This is a genomic window from Pseudomonas sp. FSL R10-1350, from assembly GCF_009600525.1.
GTDB lineage: Bacteria > Pseudomonadota > Gammaproteobacteria > Pseudomonadales > Pseudomonadaceae > Aquipseudomonas > Aquipseudomonas helleri.
In genome coordinates, this window is sequence record NZ_WIVR01000060.1 from 16,355 (window position 1) to 31,511 (window position 15,157).

Genomic DNA, 15,157 nt, shown 5'->3' on the forward strand with positions numbered 1-15,157 from the left:
TTAAGCAAACTCACACAGCACATGGGCCTGCGGGTCGAGGGTGACGTGCACGCTCTTGAGGGTTTGCGCGTTGGCCATGGCGTCCAGCAAGCGGTCGGCTATCAGCGGCAGGACATGGGTGTCGAGCAAGTAGTCGATGAGTCGCGCACCGCTGTCGCTTTGGGTGCAGCGCTCAGCCAAATGGTCGACCAGACGCTGGCAGTGGCTGAACGAAAGTTGCCGCCGTTGCAGACGCTCACCCAGGCGTTGAAGTTTGATTTCAATGAGTTCACGCAGCACCGGCCCGCTGACCGGGTAGTACGGCACCACGCGCATGCGCGCCAGCAAGGCGGGTTTAAAGTGGTTACTGAGCACCGGACGAATGCTCTGTTCAAGGTCTTCGGCACTCGGCCGCGCACCGTTGGCGCACAAGGCGTTGATGCGGTCGCTGGCGAGGTTGGAGGTCATCAGGATCAGGGTGTTGCGAAAGTCGATCTCGCGCCCTTCACCATCGTTGGCCACACCTTTGTCGAAGATTTGATAGAACAGGTTGAGTACATCCGGGTCGGCCTTTTCGACCTCGTCCAGCAGCACCACGGAATACGGTTTTTGCCGTACGGCCTCGGTCAACATGCCGCCTTCGCCATAACCGACGTAACCCGGCGGTGCGCCGATCAACCGCGAGACGGTGTGTTTTTCCTGGAACTCGGACATGTTAATGGTGGTGATAAAGCGCTCGCCGCCGTACAGCAGGTCGGCCAGAACCAGGGCCGTTTCGGTTTTGCCGACGCCGCTCGGGCCCACCAGCAGGAACACCCCCACCGGCGCATCGGGTTTGTTGAGGCCCGCCGCCGTGGCACGCATGGAGCGATCCAGCGCATGAATGGCCTGGTCTTGCCCACGAATACGCGCGCTTAAATCGGCGCCGAAACTGCTGACCTTGGCGCTGTGCTCGCGGGCCAATTGCGACACGGGCACGCCGGTCCAGGCGCTGATGACTTCTGCGACCAGACGCGGGCACACTTCAAAACTGACCAGCCGTTCAAGGCCGTGGGCTTCGCTCAGGGCCGCGTGGGTGAGGTTGAGCTGGGCCTCAAGTGAGGGCACGCTTTGCTCGTTGTCAGGGTCAAAGTTCGGTTCGCTGGCCTCACGGGCCTGAGCCAGTTGTTGGCGCAGCGCCAGCAAGCGTTCGGCCAAGGTGCGTTGCTCAACCCAGCGTGCTTCAAGGGCAAGCTGCTCGCTTTCGGCTTCGATCAAGCGCGCTTCCAGCGTCAGCAGCTGCGCGTGATCAATCAACAAACCGGCTTCGGCATCACGGCGCATGGCCTGACGTTGGCGCCCGCCTTCAGCCAGTTCACCGCGCAGTTGCTCAAGCTTTTGCGGCGCGGCGGCCAAGCTGATGCGCACGCGGGCGCAGGCGGTATCGAGCACATCGACGGCTTTGTCCGGGAGCTGGCGACCGGCCAGATAACGGGCTGACAATTGCGCGGCGGCCACCACCGCGTCGTCACGCAAATAAATACCATGGCTCTTTTCATACACGTGGGCCAGACCACGCAGGATGGTCACCGCCTCAGTGACGGTAGGCTCATGCAGTTGCACCGGCTGAAAACGCCGAGCCAGCGCCGGGTCTTTTTCGAAGTATTTTTTGTACTCACCCCACGTGGTGGCGGCAATGGTGCGCAACTCGCCACGGGCCAATGCGGGCTTGAGCAGGTTGGCCGCATCGGACCCTCCTGCGTTGCCACCGGCGCCGATCAAGGTGTGGGCTTCGTCGATAAACAGAATGATCGGCTTGGGCGAGGCTTTGACTTCGTCGATGACGCCTTTGAGGCGGCGTTCGAATTCACCTTTAACGCTGGCCCCGGCTTGCAGCAGGCCCATGTCCAGCGACAGCAATTCAACCCCGAGCAGCACCGGCGGCACTTCACCGGCGGCGATGCGCGAGGCCAGGCCTTCGACGATAGCGGTTTTACCCACACCGGCTTCGCCCACCACAATCGGGTTGTTTTTGCGCCTGCGGGCGAGGATGTCGATCATCTGGCGGATGGCGTCATCGCGGCACAACACCGGGTCAAGTTTCCCGGCCCGCGCCTGCTCCGTCAGGTTGTGGGTAAAGCGCGGCAATAACGCCTCGCCCGACGCAGGAGCGCGATCGCTGGCGGGTTGTGCTTGTTGCGACAGGGCAAAGCCTTTGAGGCGTTCGATATCGAGCTGGGCCAGCAGGGTTTGATAGCCGCTCCCGGCATAACGCAGCGGGTTGCGCAACAAGGCGAGGATCAAGGCGGCCTGATCAATCTGGGTCTGCCCCAGTTCAAGGCTGGCCACCAGCAGCGCATCTTGCAGCCATTGCACCAGTTCCGGCGCAAACACCGGGTTGCGTGAGGCGCTGTTTTCACTGCGCGGCTGCAAGGCAGCGCTCAAGTGGCCCGCATCGATGGCGGCGTCTTGCAGCGCACGTGCGAGCAAGCCTTGCGGTCGCTCCAGCAGTTGCAGCAGCAGGTCTTCTACCAATACCTGGCTCGCGCCACGTGCTACACAGCGTTCGGCACTGCCCTCAAGGTCGCGCCGGGTGTCGGCGTCGAGTGCCTGTATCAGTTGTTGCAGGTCTACGTTGATCATGGCCATTGCTCCTTAATGTGCTTTACCCAGGGTGACGACGCCGTCCGCGTATTCGCGGCCCAGCCAACTGGTCCATCCGAGTCGGCAGGGGTTGTGCTCGGCAATGCGCAGCTCACGGATTTCTTCGTGGCGCAGCACCAGCCGGATGTCGTACTCCAGCGGATCACGCAGGGTGAAGCGCACCAGCGCACACAGCGGCTGATACCCCGTGCCGATCGGCAGAAGTTCATGAAAACGGTCCCAACTCAGTTGGCGGATGTGGATGCGAAACTTGCCGCTGCAATCGCGAACGCGCTCGCCCAGCACCAGGCTTTCACTCAGTTGATGATTGCCGCGCCCAAGGGCGTTGCGCTGTTCCTGGAGAATCTCGACGCGGCGCTCGATGCACTGCTCAATCGTCAATTCGGCGTGCTTGAAGTAGTAACGCAGCACGGACTCGATCAGGGCGGCCGAATGTGCGCGCAAACTCAACAAGCCGAGGTAGGGCAACAGGCGCTTCCAGTTCAGCTCTTGAGCGTCGCGGATGGTCTGGCCACCCAGCCCGATGAGGGCAAACAAGTGGCTGGAAAACGGATCATTGGCGCCACTTTCGAATCGGGCGCGATAGCGGTACTTGCGCCAGATGGGCAGCAGCAGCCGTTGCAAGCGGTGGTTGAACAGGTCCAGAAACTGCCGTGTGGTGTTCTGCGCGTCGCCGTCGCCCAGCGCTTGCTCGCCATAAAACGCCGGCAACGGCGACGCGGAACCTACCAGGCCCATCAGGTTGAAACGCAGCCGCGCACGGCGTTGCCCGTGCTCGACAAAGAACTCCACCGCATCAACGTCGCAGCCCGGAAACCCCAGGCTCGGGTTGGCCACAAACTCCACCCGGTCGTAGAGCTCGTCTTCGCTGATGTCGGTGTTGCCGTCACGCAGGCGGTCGATGACCAGCAGCACGGCCTGAAATAGCGAGTACTCCCGGACAGTGCGCGCCAACACGCTCAGAGCAGGGGCTGCAGGCCCATGCGGGGTGTCCATTGGTAGGTCTCTCCCTGTGTGCTGTGGACCCGCAGTTCGTGATACGAATTGAGGCTGGCGTAAAGCGCGAAAAACTCGTTGAGCACCGAGGCAAATACAAACAGGTCGCCATCGCCGACATAGCCCTGGGTATCAACGGTCAGTTCGGTGCGCAGACCACGCAGCGGCAAGCCGCGGTGCAGGCGGTCAACGTGTTCATGGCGGATCGACTTGAGGCCGTTGAGCAGGTTTTTACTGACACGCTCGGCGTGTTCGTCGTAGTAGCGCGGCAAGTCGTAGGTTTCGAGGATCACCTTCAGGGCATCCACGTTGACCAGCGACAGGTAGTTGAGTGACATGTTGCTGATCAGCTTCCAGAGAAAGTCACGGTTGAGCGGCGGTGCGTAGCTGGGCGTCACCGGCCCGATGTTGCGAAACACCAGAAACTCGCGCGTCCCTTCGCAGGGCAGGCAGATATCGCCCTGGCCAAGGCGCCGGGGCAGGTTCTGATTGGTGCACGTCAGCTCAATGGACAGGGTTTCGCCCGCCTCGGGCTGGCGGGTGCCAAAACTGAGGTAGGTGTCGAGCCCTTCATGCAGCAACGCCGTGCGCTGGCGAACGCTGTAATGCGTTTGCTCGACGGCCACATCAAAACTGGGGTCGTGTTCGAATGATTCGAACGGCACATACCGCTGGGAGCCCGTGCCGTCGACGCGCCAGCCGGTCACGCTGTCTACCGAGAACACCGCGCAGTGTTCGAGCGCCAGCCGTGAGGGCATCAGCAGGTATTCGTCCTGTTTACCGTCCAGACGCACGGGCATGGCGTCGTGCTGGAACAGGTTGACGATGGGCGTGCAATAGAGCTTCACGTTGTCCAGCGTCGGGCGCAGGCGCTGGGCGTTGCTCTGGCGAATATCAAAGCGCAACTCCAGACCGCGCACCTGCTTGAGGGTGTCTTCAGGCAGCGTGCTCAGGCGCTCCAGACCGCTGAGGTCAACGAACAGAAACTTGTCCTGAAAGGCGAAGTATTCCTGCAAGTAGCGGTAGCCGCGAAAGGTGTTTAGCGGGTAAGGGATCAAGGCTTCTTCCTCGGCAAACCCCACCGGCTGTATGCAAGTGGGCGCCAGGGTGAACGCCGGGTTTTCGTCGGCCTCCAGAGCTTTGCCGTTGCCATCGAGCGGCACTACGGTGACGCCGTGCAGATGGCGCAACAAGCCGAGGTAGAGCATTTGGCTGACGTAGCGCTCACCCGCCAGGTGCAAGCGCAAACGGCTCAGCGCCAGCTCGCCCAAATGACCGTCACAGGTCATGTTCAAACGCAGGCTGAGCAGCGTGCCTTGGGCGTTGACCGAGTGTTTGAGCTCAACCAGGGCCAATGGCAGCACGTCTGTCGGGTAGCAGGTTCTGAACTGGCAACTCACGCCGTCAATCGGCTTGCTCGCCACCCGTGTTTCGCGCTCGACCCGCAGCGCCGGGCCCGGACGGTCCAGCGGGTCGAACTGCAACAGGCTGAATGCCGGCAGTGGCCGCATGTAATTGGGCCATAGCAGGTGCATCAGCGAATGGCTCAGTTCGGGGAGCTCATCGTCCAGCTTCTGGCGCAAGCGCCCGGTTAAAAAAGCAAACCCTTCAAGCAACCGCTCGACGTCAGGATCACGCCCGGCCTGGCCCAAAAATGGCGCCAACGCAGGACTACGCTCAGCGAAGCGGCTGCCCAACTGGCGCAATGCAGTGAGTTCGCTTTGGTAGTAATGGTTAAAGGACACGGCGCTACCTGTTAGTTGTCGACGGCACGAAATACGGGAAACACATAGGGGTTGAACGTCACGCGTGCCGGGCTTTAAGTCCCGACCCTGACCTGACCACTGCCATCCAGGTGCGCGGTGAAACTGACCTGACGCTTGGTGCCCGCCACGTCCAGCCAGCCGTCGAGACTGAAGGCGAGCCGCAGCGGGTCGCCGTCTCGGGGCAAGGCGCTGACGCGGACCTGGCTCAGACGCGGTTCATAACGTTCAATAAATACTTCGATGGCCGCGCGCGCTTGGGTCAGCGCGTCATGCAGGCTCAAACGCATGTTGTTCAAATCGGGCAGGCCGTAGTCGGGCAGCGTTTGCACGCTGCCCGCCCGGGTGCTGAGCATTTTTGCCAAGTGGGCAGCCACGGACGCCTGGGCGCAGGCAACGGGGCTCAAGCCCCGGCGTTTATCCACATCGCCCGCCAGGCGTTCAAAAAGGCTGCCATATGCGCTCATGCCCGCCTCCCGTTACTCTTTTTCCATCTTGCCGACCAGCGACAAGGTGAAGTCAGCCCCCATGTACTTGAAGTGCGGGCGCACGTTCAGGCTGACGCGGTACCAGCCAGGCTCGCCTTCAACGTCGCTGACGGTGATATGGGCGGCACGCAAAGGGCGACGGCCACGGACTTCGGCGGCAGGGTTTTCCTGGTCGGCAACGTACTGACGGATCCACTTGTTGAGCTCAAGCTCCAGGTCGGTACGCTCTTTCCACGAACCCAACTGCTCGCGTTGCAATACTTTGAGGTAATGCGCTAGGCGGTTGACGATCATCATGTAAGGCAGTTGGGTGCCGAGTTTGTAGTTCAGCTCGGCGTTCTTGCCTTCAGCGCTGATGCCGAAGAACTTGGGCTTTTGTACCGAGTTGGCCGAGAAGAACGCGGCGTTGTCGCTGCCTTTGCGCATGGTCAGGGAGATGAAACCTTCCTCGGCCAGTTCGTATTCACGGCGGTCAGAGACCAGGACTTCGGTGGGGATCTTGGTTTCGATTTCGCCCATGCTTTCGAAGTGGTGCAGGGGCAGGTCTTCAACCGCGCCGCCGCTTTGCGGGCCGATGATGTTCGGGCACCAGCGGAACTTGGCAAAACTGTCGGTGAGCCTGGAAGCGAAGGTGTAGGCGGTGTTGCCCCACAGGTAGTGCTCGTGGCTGTTGGCAACGGTTTCTTTATAAACGAACGACTTGACCGGGTTTTCTTCTGGGTCATACGGGTTGCGCAGCAAGAAGCGCGGCACGGTCAGCGCCATGTAGCGCGAATCTTCGGACTCGCGAAAGCTCTGCCATTTGGCAAATTGCGGGCCGCAGAAGTGGTCTTTCAGGTCTTTAAGGTTTGGCATGCCAGTAAAGCTTTCGAGGCCGAAAAACTTCGGCCCGGCGGCGGCAATGAATGGCGCGTGGGACATGCACGAAACGCTGGACACGTACTGCATCAATTTGACGTCCGGCGAGCTTGGGGTCATGAAGTAGTTGGCGATGATGGCGCCCACCGGCTCACCACCGAACTGCCCGTATTCAGCGGTGTACACATGTTTATAGAGGCCCGATTGCATGACCTCGGGCGAGTCTTCGAAGTCGTCCAGCAGGTCTTCTTTCGAGACGTTGAGGATTTCGATCTTGATGTTTTCGCGAAAGTTGGTGCGATCAACCAACAACTGCAAGCCACGCCACGCGGACTCCAGCGACTGGAAGGACGGGTGGTGGAGGATTTCGTCCATCTGGTTGCTGAGCTTGGCGTCAATCTCGGCAATCATGCGATCAACCAGGGCTTTTTTGACCGGCTCGCCCTGGTTTTGCGGTTTCAGCAGTTCTTCGATAAACGCCGCTACGCCGCGCTTGGCGATGCCATAGGCGTCGTCTTCGGGTGTGAGTCGGGTTTGCGCGATGATGTCGTCCAGAACGCTGTAAGAAGTGCTTTTATCGTCTTTAAGTTGTGCGGCGCTGCTGCTCATTGTGTGGCTTCCTTGACTGATGGGGGGCTCAAACGTCCGTTGCCGGAGCGACAAGCAGATCCAGTTCGCTCAGTATCCGAGCGCGTGAGACGTCGTCGGCCAGGACGCCTTCAATCGCCTTGCGAAAGCTCGGCGCGTTGCCCAATGGGCCTTTAAGTGCGACCAGGGCATCACGCAGCTCCATCAGTTTTTTCAGTTCAGGGATTTGCTCCACCAGGCTCGCCGGGTTGAAGTCCTTCATCGCGCTGACGCGCAGCGCAATCGCCAGCTCATCGGTGCTGTCTTCGCCGTGCAAGCGGTTGGGCACATTCAGGGCCAGCTCCAGCCCTTGCTTGGAAAGCACTTCATCGAAGGTCATTTTGTCGATGGCAATAGGCTTGCGGTCTTCAAGCTTTCGCCCGTCAAAGCGCTGGATATAGTCACCCATCACCAACAGCTTCAAAGGCAGTTCGATCTCTTCTTGAGCCCCGCCAGTCGCGGGTTTGAACGTGATGTTGATCCGTTCCTTGGGGGCTACCGAGCTTTCTTTGGCCATGATGTTTTTCCTTGCGTGTGTGTGGCCCTGAGGCCTATTCGAGTACCACTTCAAGATCGAGGTGGCACAACCTGCGATACATCTCGTCCTTGCGTTCTCGCACTTCGTGGTTCTGCGGCAAGAGCTCGCAGCAGCGATGTAAAAGACGCAAAACTTCAAGCACCAGATCCGGCTCCCAGGCCTGTAAGCCTGAGCGGTGTAGGACCTCATCGAGCATTTCGAGCTGGGTTTTGGCGAGTTCGTATTTCTTGGCGTGGAAGCACAACCGGGCGAGGGTCAACTGCCAAAAAAACCGCACCCGCTCGCCGTGGGCGCTACTGGATCCGCGCTTGAGCCACTGCACAGCGGGTTTGAAACCGCTGACTCGCAGCAGCTCTTGCGCTTCATCGAGGGCCAAGTCCCAGGCCGGGCGTACAGTCGCGACCAGCGCTTCGGGCTCGCTTCGGCTCAGGTGCGGCAGCACCTGTGCGTCGATCCAGGCGCGGGTCTGCGGGTCGGCAAACGCGGTGCCGTCACTGAAACGCAATTCGACCAGGCCCGGCAGTCGTTGCAGGAGCAAGGCGAAATGGACCTCCACCTCGCGCATGGCCGACTCGGCTTTAAGGGCGCTCAGGCATTCCCAGACCAGGCGCTGGCCGTCGAACCAAAACGGTGATTTGGCAACGCTGGCTTCAAGCTCCACCAGCAAATCGGCAAACTGCCCCTGGGTGAAACGGTCCGCGTAGCTGTTGAGCTTGTCGGCCGGGATGCCGCGCAGCGGGGTAATCAGCTCGCCATTGCGCTCGGGCAGGAGTTCTACGGCCAGCCACGTCAGCACGCGGTTCAGGCGTAGCGCTCGCAGGTCGGTGGCTTTCTGTTTTAGCCACCAGCCGCACAAGGCCCGGGCGCTGTCCTGTTGCTGACGCAAGGCCTTGTGAGCGTCTTTTTCGTTGTCGATGAGCGTATTGGGCTCGATCAACTGTGTGGCCACGTGCCTGACCTGCGCCACCGCCGTGGCAATAACGCCCTTCTCGGGCTGGCTGTCGACGGCCCGCTGGACCATTCGGGCCAGTCGACGGCAAATCGGCAGCAACAGCGGCACGTCATCGCCCAAATGCTTGGCCAGCGCGCTTTCCAGCGCCAGCAACAGCTCAACCATGTGCTGGAACAGCGGCAGTTGTTCTTTAATCGGCACGTTTTCGTTAAGGGCCCGATCAAGGCGCCCTACCAGCCAACTGATGGCGGCGGCACGGGTGCGCAACTTGGTCGGGTAGACCAGCGCCCAGCGCTCCGTACACAGGTGGTGCAACAACCCCAGGCCCGCCAGCAACCCCGGGAACGATTCGCGCTGATAAAGCGCCCAGGTCAGCCAGACGGCGGCACGCAGGTCCTTGGACTGATCACGCAACATCGCCTCGCTTTGCTCATGCACCACGTACCAGTCGATCTGGTTGTTTTCTGACATCGACTGCGACTTGCCGATTTCTCGCTCAAGGGCTTCGAACTGGTTCGAAAAGCGCGCGTCATTGCCCGCAAAGCTATCCTTGAACACCGGTGTTTTGCCCAGCTCGATGAGGCGGGCAAATAATTGGCTGGAATACGTCATGACAGCACGCCGCCCACTGCAGTGGGCACCACGTACGTCATAGAGGTATCAAGGGGGAGGATCACAGCGCATTACCGATTCCATTCAAGTGGCGAAACCTTATGTGAATGGAAAAGGGAAAAATGTCAGACGTTTCCTCAATAGGCCGCGAAATGTCTTCGCTTAAAAAAAGGTAAAGAAATCGCCTCACACACGCGTTACGAAACCTGACATACCAAGGATTTGGACTACACCCAAACAGTCAGCTCTGACACGAACGGTTGAAAAAATCGCCTTATACATGTCGACTAAAGTCATGCAGTTAACAGATTCACCTTTCATGGCAGTGGCTTAAACTGCCGCCTTATTTGCCCCAAAACCTGCTGTCTGCTAGTGTCAGCCGGTTTTAACGCCTACCGAGAATGCCGCCATGGCCCGCAAAAAAGCTTCCCTGGATTTCGAGCAGTCCCTCGCCGACCTGCAAACATTGGTCGAGCGCCTGGAAAACGGCGAACTGTCACTGGAAGACTCATTGACCGCCTTTGAACAAGGCATTCGTCTGACCCGTGATTGCCAGGGCGCGCTGGCGCAAGCGGAGCAGAAAGTCCAAATTTTGCTTGAGCGCGATGGTGAGCTCGCTCAAGAGCCTTTTGATGCGGAACAGCCAGAATGATTGATGCCTACCAGACCAGCAGCCAGGCACGCGTCAACGCGGCACTTGAGCGCTTGTTTGTCGCTCCTGCCCCGGAGTTGGCCCGTCTGTACGAGGCCATGCGTTACAGCGTGATGAATGGTGGCAAACGGGTTAGACCGCTATTGGCCTATGCCGCTTGCGAAGCGCTGGGCGCGCCCCCCGAACAAGCCAATGGCGCGGCGTGCGCGGTGGAGCTGATCCACGCCTATTCGCTGGTGCATGATGATTTGCCGGCCATGGACGATGATGATTTGCGCCGCGGCCAGCCGACCACCCACAAGGCGTTTGATGAAGCCTGCGCCATTCTGGCCGGTGACGGCCTGCAAAGCCTGGCGTTCAGCGCCCTGCTCGACCCGACGCTGACCACTTTGGATGCCGAAACACGTTTGCGCATGGTCAATGGCCTGGCGTTCGCGGCGGGCCCTGCCGGCATGGTTGGCGGGCAAGCCATCGATCTGGGCTCGGTGGGGCTGAAGCTGGATCAGGCTGCGCTGGAATACATGCACCGCCACAAGACCGGCGCCCTGATTGAAGCCAGCGTACAGCTGGGGGCACTGGCCAGCGGCCAGGCAACGGATGACAATCTGCAGGCGTTGAGCGTTTATGCCCGGGCCATTGGCTTGGCGTTTCAGGTCCAGGACGACATTCTGGACGTTGAAAGTGACACCGCAACCCTGGGCAAACGCCAAGGTGCCGACATTGCACGGGACAAACCGACCTACCCGGCACTGATGGGTCTGGAGCAGGCCAAAAGCTATGCCCTGGAGTTGCGTGATCAGGCGCTCAATGCCCTGCGACCTTTTGATGCAGCAGCAGAACCTTTGCGAGAACTGGCGCGTTATATCGTGGATCGCCGCCACTAATACGGCGACAAATAGATATTTCGCACAACGTGTAATGCCAAGGTCTGACTAACGAATGTCACACTGCGTGGGCAGCTTACGTTCCATAAGGTAAACTGCCGCCTCTTTTATATACCTATAACGATTCGCCTGATGCCAACGACGTTTCAAGATTTTCCCCGCAAGCGCCCGACTACGCCCCTGCTCGACCGAGCGGGCACGCCTGTTGGCCTGCGCAGATTAGCCGAAGCCGAGCTGGAAACCCTGGCCGATGAGTTGCGTCTGGAATTGCTCTATACCGTTGGCCAGACAGGCGGGCACTTTGGTGCCGGGCTTGGGGTCATTGAGCTGACCATCGCGCTGCACTACGTCTTCGACACCCCGGATGACCGGCTGGTGTGGGACGTGGGTCATCAGGCGTATCCGCACAAAATCCTCACCGGCCGTCGCGATGAAATGGCGACGTTGCGCCAAAAGGACGGCATTGCGGCCTTCCCGCGCCGTTCCGAAAGTGAGTACGACACCTTTGGCGTCGGCCATTCCAGCACCTCGATCAGCGCTGCGCTGGGCATGGCCATTGCCGCCCGCCTGCAAAACAGCGAGCGCAAGGCCATTGCGGTGATTGGCGATGGCGCACTGACGGCGGGCATGGCCTTTGAGGCACTGAACCACGCGCCCGAAGTGAATGCCAACATGTTGGTGATCCTCAACGACAACGACATGTCGATTTCGCGCAATGTCGGCGGGTTGTCCAACTACCTGGCCAAAATCCTGTCGAGCCGTACGTACGCCAGCATGCGCGAAGGCAGCAAAAAAGTGCTGTCACGCCTTCCGGGCGCTTGGGAAATTGCCCGCCGCACCGAAGAGTACGCCAAGGGCATGCTGGTCCCCGGCACCCTGTTCGAAGAGTTGGGCTGGAACTACATCGGGCCGATTGATGGCCACGACCTGCCGACCTTGATTGCCACGCTGCGTAACATGCGCGACCTCAAAGGCCCGCAGTTCCTGCACATCGTCACCAAGAAAGGCAAAGGTTTCGCCCCGGCTGAAGCCGACCCGATTGGTTACCACGCGATCACCAAGCTTGAGCCGCTGGACGCGCCAAAAGTCGCGCCCAAAGTTGCCAGCGGGCCGAAGTACTCGGCCGTGTTTGGCGAGTGGCTGTGCGACATGGCGGCGGCCGACGAGCGTCTGGTCGGCATTACTCCGGCCATGAAAGAAGGCTCGGACCTGATCAAGTTCAGCGAGCAGTACCCGTCGCGCTACTTCGATGTGGCGATTGCCGAGCAGCACGCGGTCACGTTTGCCGCCGGCATGGCCTGTGAAGGCGCCAAACCCGTGGTGGCGATTTATTCGACGTTCTTGCAGCGTGGTTACGACCAGTTGGTGCATGACGTCGCGGTGCAGAACCTGGACGTGCTGTTTGCCATCGACCGTGCCGGTCTGGTGGGCGAAGACGGCCCGACCCACGCCGGCAGCTACGACCTGTCTTACCTGCGTTGCATCCCGGGCATGGTCATCATGACCCCGAGCGATGAGAACGAACTGCGCAAAATGCTCACCACCGGCCACCTGTACAACGGCCCGGCGGCAGTACGTTACCCGCGCGGCACCGGCCCTGACGCAGCAATCGAGAAGACTCTTGAGCCGCTGGAAATCGGCAAAGGCATCGTGCGCCGTCAAGGTAGCAAGGTGGCAATCCTGGTATTTGGCGTGCAATTGGCCGAAGCCCTGCGAGTGGCTGAAAAGATCGACGCGACCGTGGTCGACATGCGTTTTGTGAAGCCTATGGACGAAGCCTTGGTACGCGAAATGGCTGACAGCCATGAGCTGCTGGTGACCATCGAAGAAAACGCCATCATGGGTGGCGCAGGCGCGGCGGTCAGTGAGTTCCTGGCCCGCGAAAACGTGCTGAAGTCGGTGCTGCACCTGGGCTTGCCGGACATTTATGTCGAGCATGCCAAGCCGAGCCAGATGCTGGCTGAATGCGGCCTGGATGAAGCCGGCATCGAAGCCTCGGTTCGCCAGCGGATGCAGTTGCTGGGCCTCTAACCCCACCCGGATCGACTGTAGGAGCGAGCTTGCCTCGCGATCTTTTAAAGATCAAAAGATCGCGAGGCAAGCTCGCTCCTACAGGGATCAGGGGGCGATTTGCTCGCACAACCTGCCGGTTGCTTGCACCATTTGCCCGCTCGGGCGTTCCAGACCTTTATCACTCAACAGCACTAAACGCCCGTGTTTGACCGCATCCAGTTGCGGCCAGGCTTTCCAGGCGTCGAGTTGCGCCTGGCTGCTCGCAATGATTATGTGTGGATTGCGCTGCAATACCGACTCGACGCTGACTTGCGGGGCCGGGAGTTTGAGGTCGGCAAACACGTTACTCGCCCCGCACACGGCCAACGCATCGCTGATGATTTGCCCGCCGCCCAAGGTGTAGAGCGGTTGATCCCACACTTGGTAAAACACCCGCAGCGGCTTGTCACGGTGGTAGCGGGTACGTAACTCAGCCAGACGCGTGCGCAATTGATCTGCCAGCTCCTGACCGCGTTCCGGGCGCCCCAAGGCGACGACAAGGGTCTGGATCTGCTCAAGCAGTTGATCAAGGGTTTGAGGGTCGGCGGTGTAGGTCGGGATGTTGAAGCTGTGCAGTTGCTCGCGCTGGGCTACGCCCACGCTACCCGGCCAGAGCAGGACCAAGTCGGGTTGCAGGCTGAGTAAACGCTCGATGTTTAATTGGCCATAGCGGCCCACAGAGGGCACAGCGGCCAGTTCGGGAAGTGACTCGCCAGCGTCGAGGCGCCCGACCAGCAGGTCGGTGGCCCCCAGTTCAACGACGATTTCAGACAGCGATGGCGCCAGACTGATCACTCGGCTGGCGCCCATGCAGGGTAAACCCACGGCCAGCAACAGGATTGCCAGCCAGTAGTGCATCACGCCGGATCTGTCTCGCCTTGGTGCTGGTTGCCCATCATGTGCCCAAGCTTATTGGCTTTGGTTGCCAGGTACAGTTTGTTGTGCGGGTTGTGCCCGGTGTGCAGCGGCACACGCTCCGCCACGGTGATGCCCATGTCGGTCAAGGCTTTGACCTTGCGCGGGTTGTTGGTCATCAGGCGCAGCGAATTGACACCCAAGTGCTCAAGCATCGGCAGGCAGATGGCGTAATCGCGCTGATCCGCAGCAAAGCCCAGACGCTCGTTGGCTTCAACGGTGTCGGCACCGCCATCTTGCAGTGCGTAAGCGCGCACTTTGTTCAACAGACCAATGCCACGGCCTTCCTGACGCAGGTACAACAACACGCCACGACCTTCGCGGGCGATGGCCTGCAAAGCGGCTTCCAGTTGTGAGCCGCAATCACAGCGCTGGCTGAACAAGGCATCGCCGGTCAGGCATTCGGAGTGCACCCGGCCTAATACCGGAGCACCGTCTGCCACGTCGCCCAAACTGAGCACAACGTGTTCACGACCCGTGGCTTGCTCTAAAAAGCCATGCATGGTGAATTCGGCAAAGGGGGTTGGGAGCTTGCAAGCAGCAACGAAAACGACGGGCACCATGTGCTCCTGATCAGTTTGAGGACTGGAAATTCGCAGAGTCGACATTGTAACAGGACGTTCCTACAGACGCTTAGGCTGAATTATCGGAGATAAATATCAAAAAGTTTGATAGCTCAGGCCCCGCGAACCTTCACATCACCCGTGAAAGTGCTGGTAACCACGGATTGCCGGGGTGATGTCCTGACCGTGCTCGTCGACAAGGCTGACGCCCTGCCCTTCAATGACGCGGCCGATGACGTGGATCGGCCAGCCGTCAGCGAGCAATGTCGGCAGTTCAACGGCTGGCAAGGTAAAGGCCAGCACGTAATCGTCACCGCCGCTCAAGGCCGCTTTTTGCGCGCCCGCATCCCCCAAAAACTCTTGCAGGGCCAGCGACATCGGCACGCGGTCATTTTCGATCTGCAGGCCCACACGCGAAGCCAGTACAATATGCCCGCAGTCCGCCAAAAGACCGTCTGAAATATCCAGGGCAGAGGTCGCTTTGCCGCGCAGGGCCTGGCCCAGGGCAAATTGCGGTTGCGGTGACCAGTAATGCGCCAGCAAAGGCTCGGCAATTGCCGGGGCAGCGCTGCATTGGCCCAGGACCAGCGGCAATGCGCCCGCTGCATTGCCCAGCTCACCGCCCACGCATAACA

At 60.1% G+C, this 15,157-nt stretch carries 13 protein-coding genes; 3 read left to right on the top strand and 10 right to left on the bottom strand.

Features of this window, described 5'->3' with window-relative positions; genetic code table 11:
* The 7 genes from tssH to tssA form a co-directional block, all read right to left on the bottom strand.
* Entirely contained in the window at positions 1 to 2,607 is a 2,607-nt protein-coding gene (gene tssH, locus GHO25_RS20785; RefSeq protein WP_178110170.1) for a type VI secretion system ATPase TssH, read from the bottom strand.
* A gap of 6 nt (positions 2,608 to 2,613) precedes the next feature.
* Entirely contained in the window at positions 2,614 to 3,618 is a 1,005-nt protein-coding gene (tssG, locus tag GHO25_RS20790) for a type VI secretion system baseplate subunit TssG (RefSeq protein WP_048367746.1), read from the bottom strand.
* Positions 3,582 to 5,363 carry a type VI secretion system baseplate subunit TssF gene (gene tssF / locus GHO25_RS20795; RefSeq protein ID WP_178110171.1) on the bottom strand — a complete coding sequence of 594 codons (1,782 nt, stop codon included), beginning with the start codon at positions 5,361 to 5,363 and terminating at the stop codon, positions 3,582 to 3,584. The genes tssG and tssF overlap by 37 nt, the downstream gene beginning before the upstream one ends.
* Positions 5,364 to 5,437: 74 nt before the next feature.
* The gene (gene tssE, locus GHO25_RS20800) at positions 5,438 to 5,848 is read right to left on the bottom strand and encodes a type VI secretion system baseplate subunit TssE (RefSeq protein ID WP_153392147.1); all 411 of its coding nucleotides are present in this window, start codon (positions 5,846 to 5,848) and stop codon (positions 5,438 to 5,440) included.
* 12 nt (positions 5,849 to 5,860) lie between these two features.
* The gene (gene tssC / locus GHO25_RS20805) at positions 5,861 to 7,336 is read right to left on the bottom strand and encodes a type VI secretion system contractile sheath large subunit (RefSeq protein WP_048367750.1); all 1,476 of its coding nucleotides are present in this window, start codon (positions 7,334 to 7,336) and stop codon (positions 5,861 to 5,863) included.
* Positions 7,337 to 7,364: 28 nt separating this feature from the next.
* Positions 7,365 to 7,871 (bottom strand): type VI secretion system contractile sheath small subunit, encoded by a 507-nt coding sequence (tssB, locus tag GHO25_RS20810; RefSeq protein ID WP_153392149.1) that lies wholly within the window; start codon positions 7,869 to 7,871, stop codon positions 7,365 to 7,367.
* 34 nt (positions 7,872 to 7,905) lie between these two features.
* Positions 7,906 to 9,456 carry a type VI secretion system protein TssA gene (gene tssA, locus GHO25_RS20815; protein WP_153392151.1) on the bottom strand — a complete coding sequence of 517 codons (1,551 nt, stop codon included), beginning with the start codon at positions 9,454 to 9,456 and terminating at the stop codon, positions 7,906 to 7,908.
* A 409-nt stretch (positions 9,457 to 9,865) separates the two neighbouring features.
* On the opposite strand from tssA, the gene GHO25_RS20820 reads away from it, so the two are divergent.
* The 3 genes from GHO25_RS20820 (at position 9,866) to dxs (ending at position 13,023) form a co-directional block, all read left to right on the top strand.
* Positions 9,866 to 10,108: an exodeoxyribonuclease VII small subunit gene (locus tag GHO25_RS20820; RefSeq protein ID WP_048367754.1), complete on the top strand. Its 243-nt coding sequence runs from the start codon at positions 9,866 to 9,868 to the stop codon at positions 10,106 to 10,108.
* On the top strand, positions 10,105 to 10,992 hold the full coding sequence (ispA, locus tag GHO25_RS20825; RefSeq protein ID WP_153330186.1) for a (2E,6E)-farnesyl diphosphate synthase: 888 nt from the start codon (positions 10,105 to 10,107) through the stop codon (positions 10,990 to 10,992). The genes GHO25_RS20820 and ispA overlap by 4 nt, the downstream gene beginning before the upstream one ends.
* A 132-nt stretch (positions 10,993 to 11,124) precedes the next feature.
* Complete coding sequence (gene dxs, locus GHO25_RS20830) at positions 11,125 to 13,023, top strand: 1-deoxy-D-xylulose-5-phosphate synthase (RefSeq protein WP_153330187.1); 1,899 nt, start codon at positions 11,125 to 11,127, stop codon at positions 13,021 to 13,023.
* A gap of 87 nt (positions 13,024 to 13,110) precedes the next feature.
* Here the strand turns inward: dxs and GHO25_RS20835 are convergent, their stop codons facing one another.
* From GHO25_RS20835 to GHO25_RS20845, 3 genes are all read right to left on the bottom strand, one after another.
* Positions 13,111 to 13,902 (bottom strand): cobalamin-binding protein, encoded by a 792-nt coding sequence (locus GHO25_RS20835; RefSeq protein ID WP_153392153.1) that lies wholly within the window; start codon positions 13,900 to 13,902, stop codon positions 13,111 to 13,113.
* Complete coding sequence (gene ribA / locus GHO25_RS20840; RefSeq protein ID WP_048367839.1) at positions 13,902 to 14,519, bottom strand: GTP cyclohydrolase II; 618 nt, start codon at positions 14,517 to 14,519, stop codon at positions 13,902 to 13,904. Before ribA ends, GHO25_RS20835 begins: the two co-directional genes overlap by 1 nt.
* A gap of 138 nt (positions 14,520 to 14,657) precedes the next feature.
* A partial coding sequence (locus GHO25_RS20845; RefSeq protein ID WP_372240957.1) for an AIR synthase-related protein occupies positions 14,658 to 15,157 on the bottom strand: 500 nt, incomplete at its 5' end.

What these genes read in the sequence shown, in the direction of transcription:
- tssH (WP_178110170.1), bottom strand. Translation starts at nt 2,607, where the DNA reads ATGGCCATGATCAACGTAGACCTGCAACAACTGATACAGGCACTCGAC.
- tssG (WP_048367746.1), bottom strand. Translation starts at nt 3,618, where the DNA reads ATGGACACCCCGCATGGGCCTGCAGCCCCTGCTCTGAGCGTGTTGGCG.
- tssE (WP_153392147.1), bottom strand. Translation starts at nt 5,848, where the DNA reads ATGAGCGCATATGGCAGCCTTTTTGAACGCCTGGCGGGCGATGTGGAT.
- tssC (WP_048367750.1), bottom strand. Translation starts at nt 7,336, where the DNA reads ATGAGCAGCAGCGCCGCACAACTTAAAGACGATAAAAGCACTTCTTAC.
- tssB (WP_153392149.1), bottom strand. Translation starts at nt 7,871, where the DNA reads ATGGCCAAAGAAAGCTCGGTAGCCCCCAAGGAACGGATCAACATCACG.
- tssA (WP_153392151.1), bottom strand. Translation starts at nt 9,456, where the DNA reads ATGACGTATTCCAGCCAATTATTTGCCCGCCTCATCGAGCTGGGCAAA.
- GHO25_RS20820 (WP_048367754.1), top strand. Translation starts at nt 9,866, where the DNA reads ATGGCCCGCAAAAAAGCTTCCCTGGATTTCGAGCAGTCCCTCGCCGAC.
- ispA (WP_153330186.1), top strand. Translation starts at nt 10,105, where the DNA reads ATGATTGATGCCTACCAGACCAGCAGCCAGGCACGCGTCAACGCGGCA.
- dxs (WP_153330187.1), top strand. Translation starts at nt 11,125, where the DNA reads ATGCCAACGACGTTTCAAGATTTTCCCCGCAAGCGCCCGACTACGCCC.
- GHO25_RS20835 (WP_153392153.1), bottom strand. Translation starts at nt 13,902, where the DNA reads ATGCACTACTGGCTGGCAATCCTGTTGCTGGCCGTGGGTTTACCCTGC.